We start from the raw sequence: 15,821 nt of genomic DNA, 5'->3' as shown, positions 1-15,821 counted from the left end.
GGATACTTTTTTCGATTTTCAGCTTGGTCATAAAAAGCAGCAGCCGTGTCCTGTGTGGAACTCGCTGCTGCTTTTTAGTATGTTGAACCCTGAAAGTACTTTAATACTTTAGCTTTATTCAATCAGTTCTATATTATCCAACATGTCGGTCGGGTACCTGCTGATGACGAAACCGTATACGGATCAGACGCAGACGCTCGTAAATTTGATCCAGTCCTGTTTCGGTTGCCTTTTCTTCCCCATACACTTTCAGCATGACGGGCTTGAGCAGCGTATCCCCCAACTCTTCATAAGCAGACCAGATGGCTGCCTGCTCTTCCTCAGATACATTCACCAACTCCTTGCGGATCAGCTTCTCCATATCAATGCCATCCCTGTCCAAATGCTCCACAGCTTCAATCATCTCTCTACGATGCAGACCTGTCTTCATTCCGATATGCTCCAGTGAAAGACCGTCCGAAATGCCTTCGATAATCGTTCTAGTTAGGCTGAATTTGTTCAGTTCCTGCCTGTACTGGTTCTCTTTTTGCTTGTATAGCCATGACAAAAAAACTTCTTCTTCCAGCGTCTCTGTTACCCAGTTCAACGGAAATGGTGTGGTCCGGTCATTTTGTGTCGTAATAGCCAATAGCTCCGTCCCATATTGCGACACTTTACCCTGCCCCATACCAGGCAGCTCCAACAGTTCTTCTTCGGTATGGGGAAGATAGACGCTAATGAGTCGAAGCAGCCGATTCGTAGCGATAAAATAAGGGGCTTTTCGTTCTGTTGCTGCTTTTTGCCGTCTCCACATCGTCAACTGCTCATACACTTCATCACGTGGAAACAAATCACTGTAGCAATACAGCTTTTGCAGCGTTTGTCCTCGTCCTGATGATCCTTCTTGCTCATGAAATACGCCATGGATTAAGGGCCTATAGCCCTCAGCCATTTTGAGCGCCAGCTCATGACGGTATACATGTAGTAATTCCTGCCACAAGCTGCCCTCATACCAAAGGTCGTCTATACTTTCATCCGGGACATGCTGTGTGCTCCAGCCTGCACTCCATCCCCCTTCATGCTGCCCAATCCATACCTGAGCAAAGTCCTCATAGCCCTGTTCATTTCGTTTGGACAAGCGATTTAAAAATACAATATCCATGATTTCTTCCTCCCTCATATCGTTGAAAGACAGTCCCGCACAACACAAAAACGCAAAAAAAAGCACCCATCCTGCGTATTCGCAAGAAAGGTGCTTCCCTTTTTGAGCCGTACTATACTGTTGCCTATATAATAACCGTACCTTGGAGTGCCGTCAACCATAAATTCTAATGATTCAGCTTTTCCTTTGCCAATGCCAGAGCACCGCACAATCCAGCATTGTCACCCAATCCCGGAGATACGATATATTGCTCAATATCTGTTGCCAGACTCGAATGCTGTACGTATCCGTTCAAAAGTTCTTGAAGCTTGGTACGAATGAGCGGGAACAGTTGGTCCTGCTTCATCACTCCCCCGCCCATAATAATTTTTTGCGGTGACAGGATTAATACATAGCTCATTAAAGCCTGTGCCAGATAGTACGCTTCCATTTCCCAGGCCGAGTGATCGACAGAAAGCTCATGTCCTTTAACCTTCCATCTTTTTTCGAGCGCAGGACCTGCTGCCAGTCCCTCCAAACAATCTCCGTGATAAGGACATGTCCCCTCGTAAGTATCTTCTGGGTGACGACGTACCAGAATATGCCCCATTTCCGGGTGGGATAATCCATGTATCAGCTTTCCACCAACCAAAGCACCCGCCCCGATGCCTGTACCTATCGTAATATACAGACAGTTGTCCAATCCTTTGGCGGCACCCCAAATAGACTCACCAAGTGCTGCTCCATTCACATCCGTGTCAAACCCCATAGGCACATCAAAATGCTCTTTCAGTTTGCCAATCAGATTGTAATTTCCCCAATGTGGCTTTGGCGTTGTTGTAATATAGCCATATGTATCACTACCTTCGATAGGATCAATCGGCCCGAACGAGCCTACGCCCAATGCTTCAATGCCCTTGCCTTCAAAAAATGCGATGACATTCTCCATTGTTTCTGCTGGGGTGGTTGTTGGAAAGCTCGCCCGTTCCAGTACCTCTCCACGTTCGTTGCCAATTCCACATACAAATTTGGTACCGCCTGCCTCAATTGCTCCCAATACTGTCATAGTTGCTGTTGTCCCCTTTCGATAATCCGGTTCTCTCTCCACTATATTCACCTGAAATGTACCTGAGGTCAATCCCCTTATCGCAATTGTATATAATCCTTCACATGACTATATAACTCCGTCGACATATGGGTATATAAATAAGGACACTAACGCACCAAGCGTCAGCATCCCTATATTACTTACTTTACTTAAATTGTCCGTATCAAGCCTAACAGCTTTATTAAGATCCGGTTGCGACACCCATCAATGTACACAAGCTTTTCATTTCAAGCTGCTCAAACTTGTCTACAATTTGCACGTGATCCAGCGTCAGCAGACAGCTATCCAAAGCACATGCTACAGGTACACCACAGTGAATTTCAGCAAGTTTGCGTGAAAGATGCAGCATATCCAAATCACTCTCAATTTTTTTACGGACCGAGGGTGTTAATTGATCCAGATTCTCCAGAATGCCCTCAATAGAGTCGTATTCCTGAACCAGCTTGAGTGCCGTTTTCTCGCCAATACCTCGTACTCCGGGATAATTATCGCTTGCATCCCCCATCAGGCCTTTAAGGTCCACCACTTGACGTGGCTTAAGCCCTTTTTCAGTCAGCAGGGTCTCCGGGGTGTATACCATATAATTGCCGTGCCCTTTTTTCATAATAATGACCCGTGTCCGCTCATCCACTAATTGAAGTAAATCATGATCTCCTGAGAGAATCATTACATCCATGTCCTCATTTTGCGAATAATGACGTGCAAGCGTACCGATACAATCATCGGCTTCAAAGCCTTCCGCTCCAATGTTGGGAATGCCGAGGCTGTCCGTCACTTCACGAATCAATGTAAATTGGGGAATCAAATCATCCGGTGCGTCGGCTCGGTTTCCTTTATACGCAGCAAAATGTTCCCCACGGAATGTCGTTCCGCCCATATCCCAGCAGCAAATGACATGTGTAGGATTAAACGTTTGGACTGCGTCCCAAAAATATCGAATAAAACCATATATGGCGTTCGTTGGCACCCCAGCTTTTGTACGACGGATATAACCGTTTGCGGCGGTTGCATAATAAGCGCGAAATAGCAGGGCCATACCGTCAACCAGCATTACGGATTGTTCATTGCGTTGTGTCACAGATTGTATTGCTCCCATTCATCATAATATTTAACCCCCACAGTATAACATATCGTGAGTGTAAATTGGGCGTTATTGAGCTTCCCATGTGCCCTCAAATGTTTCCTCTTTGAATCCTATCGTTACTTTGTTCCCGTCGGTTACAATCGGGCGTTTGATTAATCTTCCATTCGAGGATAAAAGCGAAATTTGCTCTTCACGACTCATGTCTCCAAGCTTATCTTTCAGCTTTAACTCTTTATACACCTCACCGCTTGTATTAAAAAACTTTTTTAGCTCCAGCCCGCTTTTTCGAATTAAATCTTCCAATTCCTCCGGGCCGGGCGGCTGTTCAAAAATAGGAATAAGTTCCGTCTCATGTCCCTTGTTTTGCAGCCATTTCACTGCATTACGGCAGGTACTGCATTTAGAATACTGATATACTTTCAGTTGGCTCATCGCTAGATTAACCTCCATTTGGTTTTGATAGCTTATTTATATTTTATTCTGAAAAATATTGCGCTCTTAATAGCTCCTGCATTTCAGCCATATCTTCAGGTAGAGGAGCATAGAACGTCAGCCGCCCCCCGGTTACAGGATGCTCCAAGGAAAGCTCTGAGGCGTGCAAGGCTTGTCGAGGCATCCTGGCATCAAGCTGATCATATCGCTCACGTTGCGCAGCATCATCGGGTGTAATCCGGTACATTTTATCTCCGATCAACGGACAACCGATATAAGTCATATGCACTCGAATTTGGTGCGTACGCCCGGATTCCAACTTTAGTCCGATGCGACTTCCCCCGTTCCACACTTCCTCCAGCTTATACAGCGTAAGGGCAGGATAACCATCCGGGGTCACCATACGTAAATGCGGATTATCCGGGCTGCGGTCAATTGGTCCGTCTACCTTACCTTCCTGCAGCTCAGGACGCCCATGCACCAGAGCCGTATAGCGCTTATCCACCGTTCCCGCAATCATCTGCTCAGAAATATGCTGGTGTACATACGGATTTTTGGCTACTACCAGCACACCCGTCGTCTCTTGATCAAGACGATGAACAGGACGAAACCGGAACAGTTCTCCCTTGGCCTGCCAATAATGCACAACCCCATTAGCCAGTGTTCCAGTGTAATGACCGTGAGTTGGATGGACAATCATACCCGCCGCCTTGTTCACCACTAACAAATGTTCATCCTCAAACAATATCTCAAAAGGAATGGGTTCAGGTAAAATATCATCAGAACGCTCGCGCTCCATGCGAATTTCTACTCGATCCCCGGACTTCACCTTTACGCTGATGTACACACGTGTCCCGTTCAGCATAATACCTTGCTCGGTCAGCTTGAGTTTGGATATTAACTTTCGAGAAATGTTCATACGTTTTTGTAAAATAGTCTTCAACAGCATGCCCTCCTCCTCAGGAGGGATCGTATATACGATAGGTTCATAGTACAAGCTCATCACAAATTCCCGGTTGCCTCCTTATTTGCGGAACACTTTTTTGCTGCGCACATATTCGACATCGGGCACACCCTGACGGACATTCGCTGTGCGAGCAACGGCAAAGAAATAATCGGAAAGACGGTTCAAATACCGACGTACCGCCGGATTGATGTCCGTATGTTTACCTAGTGTAACAGCACGGCGTTCCGCGCGTCGGCAAACCGTACGGCAAACATGAAGCGTTGAGGATAATGTGCTACCACCCGGTATAATAAAACGCTCCACCTTCGGATTTTCCTCCTGACATGCATCAATCCAGCCTTCCAGTCGCTCTGCCAGCTCGTCTTTCACCTTATATTTGCTTTCACTGATTTTAACAAACGCCAAATCCGAACCACAATCAAACAGCTCCTGCTGTATTTCCTCCAATTGAGTCCGAATATCCGCAAACTTTTCCCCTTCGGCAAAGCTGATCGCTTGTCCTACAAAGCTGTTCAGCTCGTCAATTGTACCGTATGCCTCCACACGGTCATCATCTTTGGACACTCGACCTCCAATCACAGAAGTTTGTCCTTCATCACCTGTTCTGGTATAGATCCCCATATTACTCCATCCCCCTTATCATTCCGTAAGTGCTTTCAGCACCTTGATGGCTTCTTCCTTATTGCTTGTACGAGGCGGCACGGTAGCAAATAATGTTTTTGAGTTATATTTTAGCTCCTTAAACATCTTCATCTGCTCCACCGGAATTCCGAACAAATGAGTTTCCTTGCTTACATCTGTTTCTTCTTCCTCCTGCCCCTTCTTCTTAAATACGCCGCCCTCGAACACGCCCCGAGCGTACGTCTTCTTGTCAAAAGCATCATCTAACGGCAGATTCGAACCATTCTGTCCATACAGCTTCATGTCCTCTTCCGGCAAAAGAAACAGATCATGCTCCCCGGCCGCATATTCTACAACCAGCTTCTGCTGGTTATACAGCGGACTGACTGAAATCTCAATAGTCGGAGCCTGTTCGCCCAGCTTATCCTTAAGCTTTTGTGCCAGCTCTTCACGGATGACTGAAGCATCCCCTTTATCCATAATAAAAATGGAGAAGCTGTCCTTGTCCCGTCCCCCACATCCAGCCAATAATACAAGTGTCAACATTCCGATAATCCATGGCGATAGCCTTTTTAGCCCTGTTCTCATATGTACGCCCCCTCTTCCATGCCATTAATATATCATAAGTTGTGAACGCAAAAAAAGAAGGCCCTACGGCCTCCTTCTTACCTTTGGCTGACTTCACACGGTTAAACCTTGCATTCCGTACCATACATTTTCATGTATTCATTGATTTTCAAATCGAGCTTGCAACTAATCTCGATGACAAGATCAGAGGTGAAGGACTGCTCTTCCTGAAACGTCCGCATCATCTCATTGCGCAGGAACAAAATTTCATCTTCTAGGGAAATGTCGTATCCTATTGAACTAGACGAATTATATCCAACATATGACATGAGCATTCCTCCTACAATTGAAAAATTGAACTTCCTGCTTTCGAATTCAAATTATAGCATAGAAATTTAGAAATAAAAGACTATTTTTTATGAATTACCCATAAAAAAATAATTTTAACCTTCTTTTCTTACTTTTTCTACAAAATGACCAATCCGATCCAGTGCCTCCGTCAGCTGAGCAACAGAAGTCGCGTATGAGCAACGAAGATAGCCTTCGCCTCCCAAACCGAACACATTACCCGGTACAGCCGCAACTTTAGCCTCTGCCAATAGACGCTGTGCAAATTCATCTGAGCTAAGTCCCGTGCTTTGAATACTAGGGAAAACATAAAAAGCCCCTCTTGGCTCATGGCACTCCAGGCCGATTTCCCGGAACCCTTCAACCATCAGACGGCGACGCTGATTATAGGCTTCTACCATACGATCTTTCTCACCCAAACCATTCCGCAAACCTTCCAGTGCCGCAACTTGCCCCATAGAAGGCGCACACATTACGGTGTACTGATGGATTTTGAGCATAGCCGCAATCAGATCTGGATGTCCGCATGTATATCCAATACGCCAGCCTGTCATGGCGAAGGCTTTGGAGAAACCACTGACGAGAATCGTACGATCCATCATACCAGGCATAGCGGCAAAACTAACATGCTTCTCTCCATAATTCAATTCAGCATAAATTTCATCAGAAATGACGATCAAATCATGCTTTTCCACGACTTCGGCAATCGGAAGCCAATCTTCATAAGTCATCGTAGCCCCAGTTGGATTACTCGGATAGCATAAAATCAGCACCTTGGATTTAGGTGTAATTTTTGCCTCCAACGCCTCAGCCGTCAGCTTAAATTCATCCTTAGCAAATGTTTCAATACCTACCGGAATCCCGCCTCCAATTGAAGTGATTGGAGAATATGAAATGTAGCACGGCTCGGGCACGAGAATTTCGTCGCCAGGTACAATTAACGCACGCAAAGCAAGATCAATCGCCTCGCTTCCCCCAACGGTCACGATAATCTCATTTTTAGGATCATAATTAACTTCAAATTGCTCATTCAGATAATCACTAATCGCTTCACGCAGTTCTGGCGTTCCCGCATTAGACGTGTAGCTGGTAAAACCTCGCTCTAATGAATAGACACAGGCTTCCCGCATATGCCAAGGGGTTGTAAAATCCGGTTCGCCTACACCAAGGGTAATAATATCCTTGTTGCCACCCACCAAGTCAAAAAACTTACGAATGCCCGAAGATGGAATTTCGCGCACCAACGGGGACAAATAGGAACTCATGGCTTTGTTACTGTCGGTAAATGCTTCTGTTTTGAGATTCATCATGATCTTCCTTTACGGCGAAATCACCAGACGATTATCTTCCTGATGATCCTCAAAGATAATTCCGTCCTGCTTGTATTTTTTAAGCGTAAAATTAGTCTTGGTGGACAAGACCGAGTCAATAGGAGACAGTTTCTCCGACACAAAATTAGCGACCTCACGGAGGTTGCGGCCTTCAACTTCTACCAGCAAGTCGTATGCTCCAGACATGAGATAAACCGATTTAACTTGCGGATACAAATAAATCCGTTCTGCAATACCTTCAAATCCTCTTCCACGCTCGGGTGTAATCTGTACTTCAATCAAAGCAGTAACCTTTTCGTCGTCGACTTTATCCCAATTGACTACGGCGGCGTACTTAACGATTACATGTTGGTCTTCTAGCTCTTTAATTGAGGTGCGTACATCCTGCTCGTCAACCCCCAGTAAAGTAGCCAACAAAGTCGGTGTTCTTCTTGCATCTTCTTTTAACAATTCCAGCACTTTTAATTTCAAACCATTTAGCTCTGTCATTCTACATAAGGCCTCCATCGAAAGAGATTACTATACATCATACAATACGCACTTTAAACCTGCAAAGAAAAACCGTCCGCCCCGGTAAACCCGGCAGACGGACGGCTGTTATGGGAAATTGCTTCAAAAACGGAATATCCCGTTTACATATAGTAAGGGTTATTTTGGTGAGTAGGCTGCCCTTGCTGATGCATAGGTTGACCATATCCCCCCGCTGATGACGACTTTTGCTGAATGAACTGTTGGCATTCGTGTTGGGTCTTGCGAGCTTCTTGAATCTGTTTGTCCAAATCGATGCGCAGTGCTTTTGACGAAGTGGAGTACATATTGTTTTGACTCATCAGACGATACAAATCGCCTTGTAGGCGCAGCGTATCGTTCGTAAGGTCGGTGAACATCTGACGCACAGACGGACAATTGGATTCCGTTGTCGCTGTTGTATACTCTCCCACCGTGCGTTTCATATCGGCAAGAATGGTATAGAGCAAATCTTCTTCGGGCATAAATGACGTATTGTTCTGTGGAAACATCGTGATATTACCTCCTTTATTGGTTAATCCATAATTACTGCTGCGGTTGCATAGGAGCAAGCTGCTGGTGCTGTTGAAGTGCATTGGAAAGCAGGTTCAGGTGGTTCTCATGAGTTCTCGCGAATTGCAGACAAGCTTGCTGAATGGCTGGATGCTGAATGGATGCTGCTGTCGCCGTACATTGCTTGAGCAGCAGTTCTTCATTGGAAATGGAGTCCACGATGTACTCCAGCTCTTTGCCTGTCAAGGGTTGCATGTTGGTAGATTGCATAGTCTCTGTGCCTCCTTAAATGTTTTGTTGCACGCTGGTTATCTTGTCCGTTTGGCGAAATACTATGTACACATAAGAGATACTACATATTGCCTATAAGGAGTGCTGTTTATATGGAATTGATTAGCGGGAATACGTATTGGCCGAGTACCTTGGAGCAAACATCGGATTTTCCGCCTTTGGCAGAGGATTTAAATTGTGATGTACTGATCATCGGAGGCGGGATGGGTGGGTCCATCTGCTCCCGGCTATTGGGAGAACGACAGGTAGACACCGTGGTTATTGACAAACGCAAGCTGGTACATGGAAGTTCTTCGGCCAATACCGGACTGCTGCAATATAGCAATGATAAGACCTTAACCTCCTTCATCAATACGTTTGGTGAAACGAACGGTGTACTGTTTTACCGTATGTGCAAAGATGCTCTGGATCAGTTGGAAAAACTGTCTACCACGCTGGAAATTGATCCGTCCTTTATACGCCGCAGTAGCCTGTACTATGCAAGTACATCGGAGGATGTGCAGATCCTTCAGGAAGAGTACAAACAGCTAACCCGGTTTGGATTTCCCGTCGAATACTGGGATGAGCAACAGATTGCAGCCCGATTTCCTTTTCGAAAATCAGCAGCCTTGTACACGCACGAAGATGCCGAGGTTAATCCATTTTTGTTTGCCCAAGGACTGTTGCAATCCGCCAGCCGTCTCGGTGTACGCTTATATGAGCATACGGAAGCCAAGCATTTTGAATTTAATGAAAATGAAGTTGTTTGTTATACCAGCGGTGGAATTATCCGAGCGAAAAAAATCATTTTTGCAACGGGTTATGAAACACAGGAGATTAAATCAGATCGCGGAGCCGTTCTAGAAAGCTCTTATGCTATCGCCACCAATCCAATCGGAGATGTTCCCTTGTGGTATGAGCAGTGTCTGATTTGGGAAACTACTCGTCCTTATCTGTACATACGCTCAACACCGGAAGGACGCATCATTATTGGTGGTTTGGATGAACCTGTACTGGACGCCCATCAACGTGAAATCAGGCTGCTACACCAACAGCAAAAGCTGCTGCAAACGCTACAGGAGCATTTTCCGGGTGTTCCATTTCAGATCGACTATGCTTGGGCGGCTGTATTCGGCTCCTCTCACGACGGCTTGCCGTATATTGGTCCACATCCACGTTTTCCAAACTGCTATTTTTTGGAGGGTTACGGGGGAAATGGGACGGTTACGAGTATGATGGCCGCACAGCTATTGGCTGATGAACTGACGGGCACACACCGACCTGAAATGGAGCTTTATTCTCTAAACCGTACTACCAAGCCCTCGCCTGAAACAACGGAACCGATGGTTTAACATATGAATACAAAAAGAACCTCTTTCCCCTACTAATTGGGTCTGGAGGTCTTTTTTAATGTATTTTCAAACTATTCGGTTTGCTTGTGCCAGCGTTGTGCATGGGAATGAGATTTGCTCTGCTTCGTCTTTTGTTCCATTTTCAGCACACTTCGCATAAAAAACCATCCGAGCACTGGCATCAATGCAAGGCCAATCAACAACCAGATCATCGCCGTAGGAGCCTTGCTGATACTTAGGACACCCAAGAAAATGAGTGTTCCGGTCAATCGGCCTACCATTAAGCATAGTTCGCGCAGTACAACCAGTTCCACTCTCTGATTGGCATCTCCTTTACTCGTCCCCATTAAATCAAAGCTCGCAGAAATCATGGGAATTAAATATAAAGGCATAAATAAAGCGGTGCCGATCCCCATAATCAGTAGTGTGCTATACTCCATACGCCACAATAACGGTAATAGCGCGATCACCAACAACACGGCACCCAACAGCATACCCGCCGAACGATAGTGTGGCTTGAGCCATTTTCCGACAGCCCAAAAGCTGAAAAATGATACCGCCGAGGTGATAAGTGAAAACTGTGCCAGCTTCCATTCCTGTTGGGTAGCTACATATACGAGCAGCGTAATCAGGAAGGCAAACACCCCTTCACGGATGCCCTGGGCAATAAGCGATAACGACAACGGACGCCACATACTCCCTTTTTGTGACAATCGTTGCTTGGGCTCTTTCCAATTGTAATTTCCTGTCGGCTTACGTTTGCGAAGAAAGAAACTAAGCACCACTCCTACGACATAAAAGGCCAAGGAAATACTAAATATCACGCGATAACCTGCGTCATCCTCCATACGGGCAATAATCCAACCGGACAGCCAAGGACCCACTATACCAGAAAACGAGCCCAGCAGACCCACCCATCCGTTAAAATGATCACGGCTTGCCTGATCCGTGACTTCGAAAAAAATCACATTAAACGCCAGCCAGAATAAACCTAATGCTGCACCCAGCAGCATCCCGAGCGGCCATATGTAGTTCACAGCCTGCGGTCCCGTATATAACACGATCAGATAAAATAGGCCTGATAATGCGGTCCCCACGCGTAGGGCATTCATTTTGTTATGTTCCTTGACCCACTTTCCAGCCACCCAGACCATAATTCCCAGTGCAATTTGTTGACTGACATTAAACCAGCCGATCATCGCGTAATCCTGCCTGCTTTTCCACAAATACACGTTAAGAAATGTGCCTGACAATGCTGCTGCAAACACAAACAATCCATTCAAGCTTAATAGCAGAATGGATTGTCCGTTCAGGTTTGATTTCAATGCAGTTCCCCCTAACCGAAAAATCACCAATCAGCTTATTTCAAGCCAGCTTGTTCAAAGATTTCTTCGATTTAAGATGCCCGTATTGAGCTTGGGCCTATCCGGGGAATTGCTATTTAATTGTTGGAAATACCGCTGAGCTTCTCCAGCATCCGCAGTCGGTCATTCTCTGACAGTGTCTGCTGGACATGGAAGCAGCTAGGGCACACATAAACATTCAAGACGAACGGCAAATCCAGAACGGGCTTGCCAAGCGCTGGAGACATCGACGGTTCAAAACCTTCTCTGGTTACGGTTTGCGAACCTGCATGCAGCATGTACTCCCCACATTGAGAACATTCAAGAACCTCATCTTGTCTGTCGAGTATTTGTTCAGCGCCTTGTTCATAAGCCATCAGATCCGCACCGCTTTCTTCAAATTTTTGCAAAGTATGCAGCACAGGCAACTTATGAAACTCATTATCCTGCAACAACGGTGCATCAACCGGTTTTTCAACTACGATTTCATCATCTGCCTCATATAAAATATCCTGCTCCTCATCATCACCGAGCTGAATACTCAATGTCCGATAACCCTTCAGGTCTTCTTTTCCATGAGAGTGGGGCGCCGGGGTTACAGAAGCCACATGATCATGTTTCGTCTCTTCATGTCCATGCTCACCGGCATGTCTATGAACAGGTGGAGAAACAGACTCATCTTCATCATCGGTGATGTCAGAGTACCCTTTCAGATCATTATGGCAATAAGGACATTCTTCCTCAGGTCCTAATTCTTCATCCCAAATAATTTCCATGTTACACCATGGACAAATAGTCATTTCCAAGCTTTATCATCCTTCCGTTCCAAGCGTATACCAAGCTCTAGTATACAAGATGTGTTAAGTTACACTGGCACCGATCACATAAGATAAAGATATGGAAATAATCATGGAGAACAAGCCGACAGCACGATTATCCTCTTTAATCTGTTGATCGATAGAAAATACCGGTGTCAGAAACTCAAAAAGAAAGTACGCCGCAAGAAGCAGTAAAAAGCCAACGAACGACCAAATCATCGTATCATACACACTGGATTTGGCTTCCATTGCAAAGCGGAGTACGTTGCAAATACCGAACATTTTCCCTCCCGTAGCCATGGCTACCGAAACATTGCCGCGCTTGATCTCTTCCCAGCATTTATAGCGGGTTACCAGCTCAAAACACGACAAAAATACAATTAGCTCCAGCACCGCCACCGAGAAATAACCCAGCATCATCCCCAACGGATGTGACAGCAATTCATCAATCGCCATCTTCACTTCGTCCCTCCCGTTCTACCAAGCGTTCCCGGGCAAAGCCGGCAACCCCTAGCTATTCCAATTCAGCAACTGTTACGCCTGTGCCGCCTTCATTGTAATTACCGATACGGTAGCTTTTCACATGCTTATGCTTGCGGAGGTACTCCTGAATACCGGTTCTCAGGACACCCGTACCTTTACCATGAATAATGTGTACCTGACCCAGATTGGCCAGAAACGCTTCATCCATGAAGCGGTCCACTTCCATCAAGGCTTCCTCCACGTTCGCCCCCCGAAGATCAAGTTCACTTCGTACGTTATCATCCCGTGTCCGCTTAACGCCAGTCACTGGTTTTTGAACTCTTGGAGTCGTTGTTTGTGCAGGTTGCAGTAGTTCCAGATCATCCAGACTGACCTTCATCTTCATGATTCCCAGTTGAATCACAGCTTCCTTGGTACCGGACAGTTCAACCACGTGGCCTTTTTTATTTAGACTGTGGACGGATACTTCATCGCCAGCCATGATAGAACGAGTACGCGTAGCAGCCGGGCGTTTGACGGTACTTTTTTTGCGTTGTTTCGGTTCAGCCTCATCCAGTTCTCTGCGAGCTGCAATCAGCTTATGCTCCTTAACCGAGGCCCCTTCTTCCTGAGCCAATTTACGCAAATCAGTAATGATTTTCTCTGCTTCACTACGAGCCTTATCCACGAGAACCCTTGCTTCGTCCTCAGCTTTTTCCAGCATACGGTCCCGTTGGGACTCCAGCTTATCCAGCTCCATCTGATGACGGCTACGCAATGCTTCCATTTCCTTACGTAGCTGCTCCGCTTTTTCCCGTTCTTGCTCAGCTGTCAAACGGTTCTGCTCCAGTGACGCGATCATGTGCTCAACGCGCTGGTCTTCTTCCGTTACCTCACCACGGGCATAGTCTAAAATACGCCCTGGCAATCCCAATCGCTCGGCAATGGCAAATGCATTACTTCGTCCGGGTACACCGACCAGAAGGCGGTAAGTCGGGCTTAATGTAGCGACATCAAACTCCATGCTTGCATTAATAATTCCTTTGCGCTCATAGGCATACGCCTTCAATTCACTATAGTGAGTCGTCGCAACCATGCGGCAACCCATGGCATGTATATGCTCCAAAATAGATACAGCCAGAGCCGAACCTTCTGCGGGGTCCGTTCCTGCCCCCACTTCGTCAAGCAATACAAGACTTTTTGGCGTCATATTTTTCAGGATGCTAATGATATTGGTCATGTGACTGGAAAATGTACTCAAGTTTTGCTCAATGCTCTGCTCGTCACCAATATCGGCATAGATTGCATCAAATACACATAGCTGGCTTTCATCCTCAACAGGTACAAACAGTCCAGACATCGCCATCAAGCTAAGTAGGCCAATGGTTTTCAGGGTAACGGTTTTCCCCCCTGTGTTCGGTCCGGTAACGATAATAGAGGTGTATGAATTGCCTAACTCCACATCAATGGGAACAACCTGCTCCAACGGAATTAGAGGATGTCTGCCCTTTTTCAGCTTCAAATATCCGCGGTCATTCATTAAAGGTAAGGTTGCCTTCATTTCACGGGCGAGACGCGCTTTTGCAAAAATAAAATCAAGATTGCCCAAAATGTCCACATCATACAGCAACATATCTGCTTGTTCTGCGACGAGTGCGGTCAGCTTTTGTAAAATGACTTCAATTTCACGCTCTTCTCTCAGCCTTGTTTCCCTCAGCTTATTGTTCATGGCTACGATGGATTCAGGCTCGATAAACAATGTTGCACCAGACCCGGATTGATCATGAACAATTCCGCCAAAATAAGAACGGTATTCGGCCTTAACCGGGATCACAAACCGATCTCCGCGAATCGTAATCAACTGATCTTGAAGCATTTTGGAGACAGTTGAGGAACGAATCATGGAATCCAGCTTTTCACGAATACGCACTTCTCCCGAGCGCAGCTCCCGACGGATTTGAGAAAGCTCTGTGCTGGCAGAATCCAGCACCTCTGCATTCTCGTCAATACAGCCTTTAATGGAGTTTTCCAAACCTCTCTGCTCCGAAAGCTGCTCACTCCAATACAGCAATGTTTCGACAGGATTTTCCTCATGCAAACTTGTCACGTATACCTGTATACGGCGTGCGGCCTGAACTGTTGTCCGAATGCCGAGCAACTCCTGCGGGCTTAACGTTCCACCAATACGGGCACGCTTCACCGCCGGAGTGATATCTACTACTCCGTTAAATGAAGGCACTCCTTTGAGGCGATCAGCAGCATAAGCCTCATCCGTGCCTTTCAGCATTTTCTTGATATGCTCCAAATCATCGCTGGGCTGTAGTCGAAGGGCTGTCTGTTGTCCCGTTGCCGTTTGGGCATAGTGACTTAGTTTATTTAGAATTTTTTGATATTCAAGGGTTTTGAAAATTTTAGAGTCCAACTTCACTACTCCTTTCACTTATATCTATATTATACCGAAAGCAGCAAACTTACGCTATTTGCCAACTCTGTTTTACACATAAGAAAGCTCTTCATGCCACACACTAACCTTTGTCTAACCCTGTAAATTCAAAAAACAAAGGAGGTTATTCCGTGAGCATTCTCGGGCACATTGTACGTTTCATCGTTGCCGCTCTGGTGCTGATGGTCGTAAGCTGGATCGTTCCCGGATTTAGTGTAGGCGGCTTTTGGAGCGCGCTGATTCTTGCCATTGTCATTGCCTTGGTTGGTTACATCATCGAGGCAGTGTTCGGCCGACGCGTTTCTCCATTTGGACGCGGTATCGTAGGTTTTCTAGTGAGCGCTCTGGTTATCTGGATCGCTCAGTATGTGGTGACCAATGTCAGTGTTTCCGTTCTGGGCGCATTGCTCGCTGCATTGGTTATCGGGATTATCGACCTGTTCATTCCGGTATCGACACCGTTTGAAGCCGGTCGCAAAGACGGGAAATAATTTCAGTAGACCCTCCCGGCAAAGCTGTCCCGAAGCAGATTTCG

At 46.1% G+C, this 15,821-nt stretch carries 18 protein-coding genes; 2 read left to right on the top strand and 16 right to left on the bottom strand.

The features are described 5' to 3' along the window. Positions 1–133: 133 nt before the first annotated feature. The 12 genes from MKY24_RS07715 to MKY24_RS07660 all read right to left on the bottom strand — a co-directional run bounded on the left by MKY24_RS07715 (position 134) and on the right by MKY24_RS07660 (position 8,868). Positions 134–1,141 (bottom strand): HRDC domain-containing protein, encoded by a 1,008-nt coding sequence (locus MKY24_RS07715; protein WP_028542957.1) that lies wholly within the window; start codon positions 1,139–1,141, stop codon positions 134–136. 166 nt (positions 1,142–1,307) lie between these two features. Beyond that, the gene (locus tag MKY24_RS07710) at positions 1,308–2,186 is read right to left on the bottom strand and encodes an ROK family protein (RefSeq protein ID WP_023987786.1); all 879 of its coding nucleotides are present in this window, start codon (positions 2,184–2,186) and stop codon (positions 1,308–1,310) included. A gap of 223 nt (positions 2,187–2,409) precedes the next feature. Further along, complete coding sequence (locus tag MKY24_RS07705; protein ID WP_013309415.1) at positions 2,410–3,306, bottom strand: 5'-3' exonuclease H3TH domain-containing protein; 897 nt, start codon at positions 3,304–3,306, stop codon at positions 2,410–2,412. Positions 3,307–3,378: 72 nt separating this feature from the next. Next, on the bottom strand, positions 3,379–3,744 hold the full coding sequence (locus MKY24_RS07700) for an arsenate reductase family protein (protein ID WP_023987785.1): 366 nt from the start codon (positions 3,742–3,744) through the stop codon (positions 3,379–3,381). 43 nt (positions 3,745–3,787) lie between these two features. Then, on the bottom strand, positions 3,788–4,747 hold the full coding sequence (locus MKY24_RS07695; protein WP_028542958.1) for an RluA family pseudouridine synthase: 960 nt from the start codon (positions 4,745–4,747) through the stop codon (positions 3,788–3,790). Positions 4,748–4,768: 21 nt separating this feature from the next. After that, positions 4,769–5,332 (bottom strand): cob(I)yrinic acid a,c-diamide adenosyltransferase, encoded by a 564-nt coding sequence (locus MKY24_RS07690; protein WP_028542959.1) that lies wholly within the window; start codon positions 5,330–5,332, stop codon positions 4,769–4,771. Positions 5,333–5,350: 18 nt separating this feature from the next. After that, entirely contained in the window at positions 5,351–5,920 is a 570-nt protein-coding gene (locus MKY24_RS07685) for a hypothetical protein (protein WP_023987782.1), read from the bottom strand. Between the two features lie 101 nt (positions 5,921–6,021). After that, positions 6,022–6,228 (bottom strand): aspartyl-phosphate phosphatase Spo0E family protein, encoded by a 207-nt coding sequence (locus MKY24_RS07680; RefSeq protein WP_023987781.1) that lies wholly within the window; start codon positions 6,226–6,228, stop codon positions 6,022–6,024. 114 nt (positions 6,229–6,342) lie between these two features. Beyond that, a complete protein-coding gene (locus MKY24_RS07675) occupies positions 6,343–7,554 on the bottom strand; it encodes an aminotransferase class I/II-fold pyridoxal phosphate-dependent enzyme (RefSeq protein ID WP_023987780.1) in 1,212 nt (403 codons plus the stop codon). A gap of 12 nt (positions 7,555–7,566) precedes the next feature. Then, positions 7,567–8,067 (bottom strand): Lrp/AsnC family transcriptional regulator, encoded by a 501-nt coding sequence (locus tag MKY24_RS07670; protein ID WP_023987779.1) that lies wholly within the window; start codon positions 8,065–8,067, stop codon positions 7,567–7,569. A 143-nt stretch (positions 8,068–8,210) separates the two neighbouring features. After that, positions 8,211–8,597, bottom strand: coding sequence for a spore coat protein (locus MKY24_RS07665; RefSeq protein WP_339201703.1), 387 nt, complete (start codon positions 8,595–8,597; stop codon positions 8,211–8,213). 34 nt (positions 8,598–8,631) lie between these two features. Next, complete coding sequence (locus tag MKY24_RS07660) at positions 8,632–8,868, bottom strand: hypothetical protein (RefSeq protein ID WP_013309406.1); 237 nt, start codon at positions 8,866–8,868, stop codon at positions 8,632–8,634. A gap of 113 nt (positions 8,869–8,981) precedes the next feature. Between MKY24_RS07660 and MKY24_RS07655 the strand changes: the two genes are divergently transcribed. Next, positions 8,982–10,220 carry an FAD-dependent oxidoreductase gene (locus tag MKY24_RS07655; RefSeq protein ID WP_028542960.1) on the top strand — a complete coding sequence of 413 codons (1,239 nt, stop codon included), beginning with the start codon at positions 8,982–8,984 and terminating at the stop codon, positions 10,218–10,220. A gap of 71 nt (positions 10,221–10,291) precedes the next feature. Here MKY24_RS07655 and MKY24_RS07650 read toward each other — a convergent pair whose 3' ends face one another. From MKY24_RS07650 to MKY24_RS07635, 4 genes are all read right to left on the bottom strand, one after another. Continuing rightward, entirely contained in the window at positions 10,292–11,545 is a 1,254-nt protein-coding gene (locus MKY24_RS07650; RefSeq protein WP_023987777.1) for an MFS transporter, read from the bottom strand. A gap of 116 nt (positions 11,546–11,661) precedes the next feature. Further along, entirely contained in the window at positions 11,662–12,369 is a 708-nt protein-coding gene (locus tag MKY24_RS07645) for a hypothetical protein (protein ID WP_339201700.1), read from the bottom strand. Positions 12,370–12,423: 54 nt separating this feature from the next. Continuing rightward, the gene (locus MKY24_RS07640; protein WP_013309402.1) at positions 12,424–12,837 is read right to left on the bottom strand and encodes a DUF350 domain-containing protein; all 414 of its coding nucleotides are present in this window, start codon (positions 12,835–12,837) and stop codon (positions 12,424–12,426) included. Between the two features lie 58 nt (positions 12,838–12,895). Then, positions 12,896–15,265 (bottom strand): endonuclease MutS2, encoded by a 2,370-nt coding sequence (locus tag MKY24_RS07635; protein ID WP_023987774.1) that lies wholly within the window; start codon positions 15,263–15,265, stop codon positions 12,896–12,898. Between the two features lie 152 nt (positions 15,266–15,417). On the opposite strand from MKY24_RS07635, the gene MKY24_RS07630 reads away from it, so the two are divergent. Then, positions 15,418–15,777: a phage holin family protein gene (locus MKY24_RS07630; protein ID WP_023987773.1), complete on the top strand. Its 360-nt coding sequence runs from the start codon at positions 15,418–15,420 to the stop codon at positions 15,775–15,777. Positions 15,778–15,821 lie beyond the last annotated feature (44 nt).

This window comes from Paenibacillus sp. FSL P2-0322 (genome assembly GCF_037975315.1).
Lineage (GTDB): Bacteria > Bacillota > Bacilli > Paenibacillales > Paenibacillaceae > Paenibacillus > Paenibacillus polymyxa_B.
The sequence above is the reverse complement of the archived record's forward strand: the minus strand, read 5'-3'. Positions and strand labels throughout refer to the sequence as shown.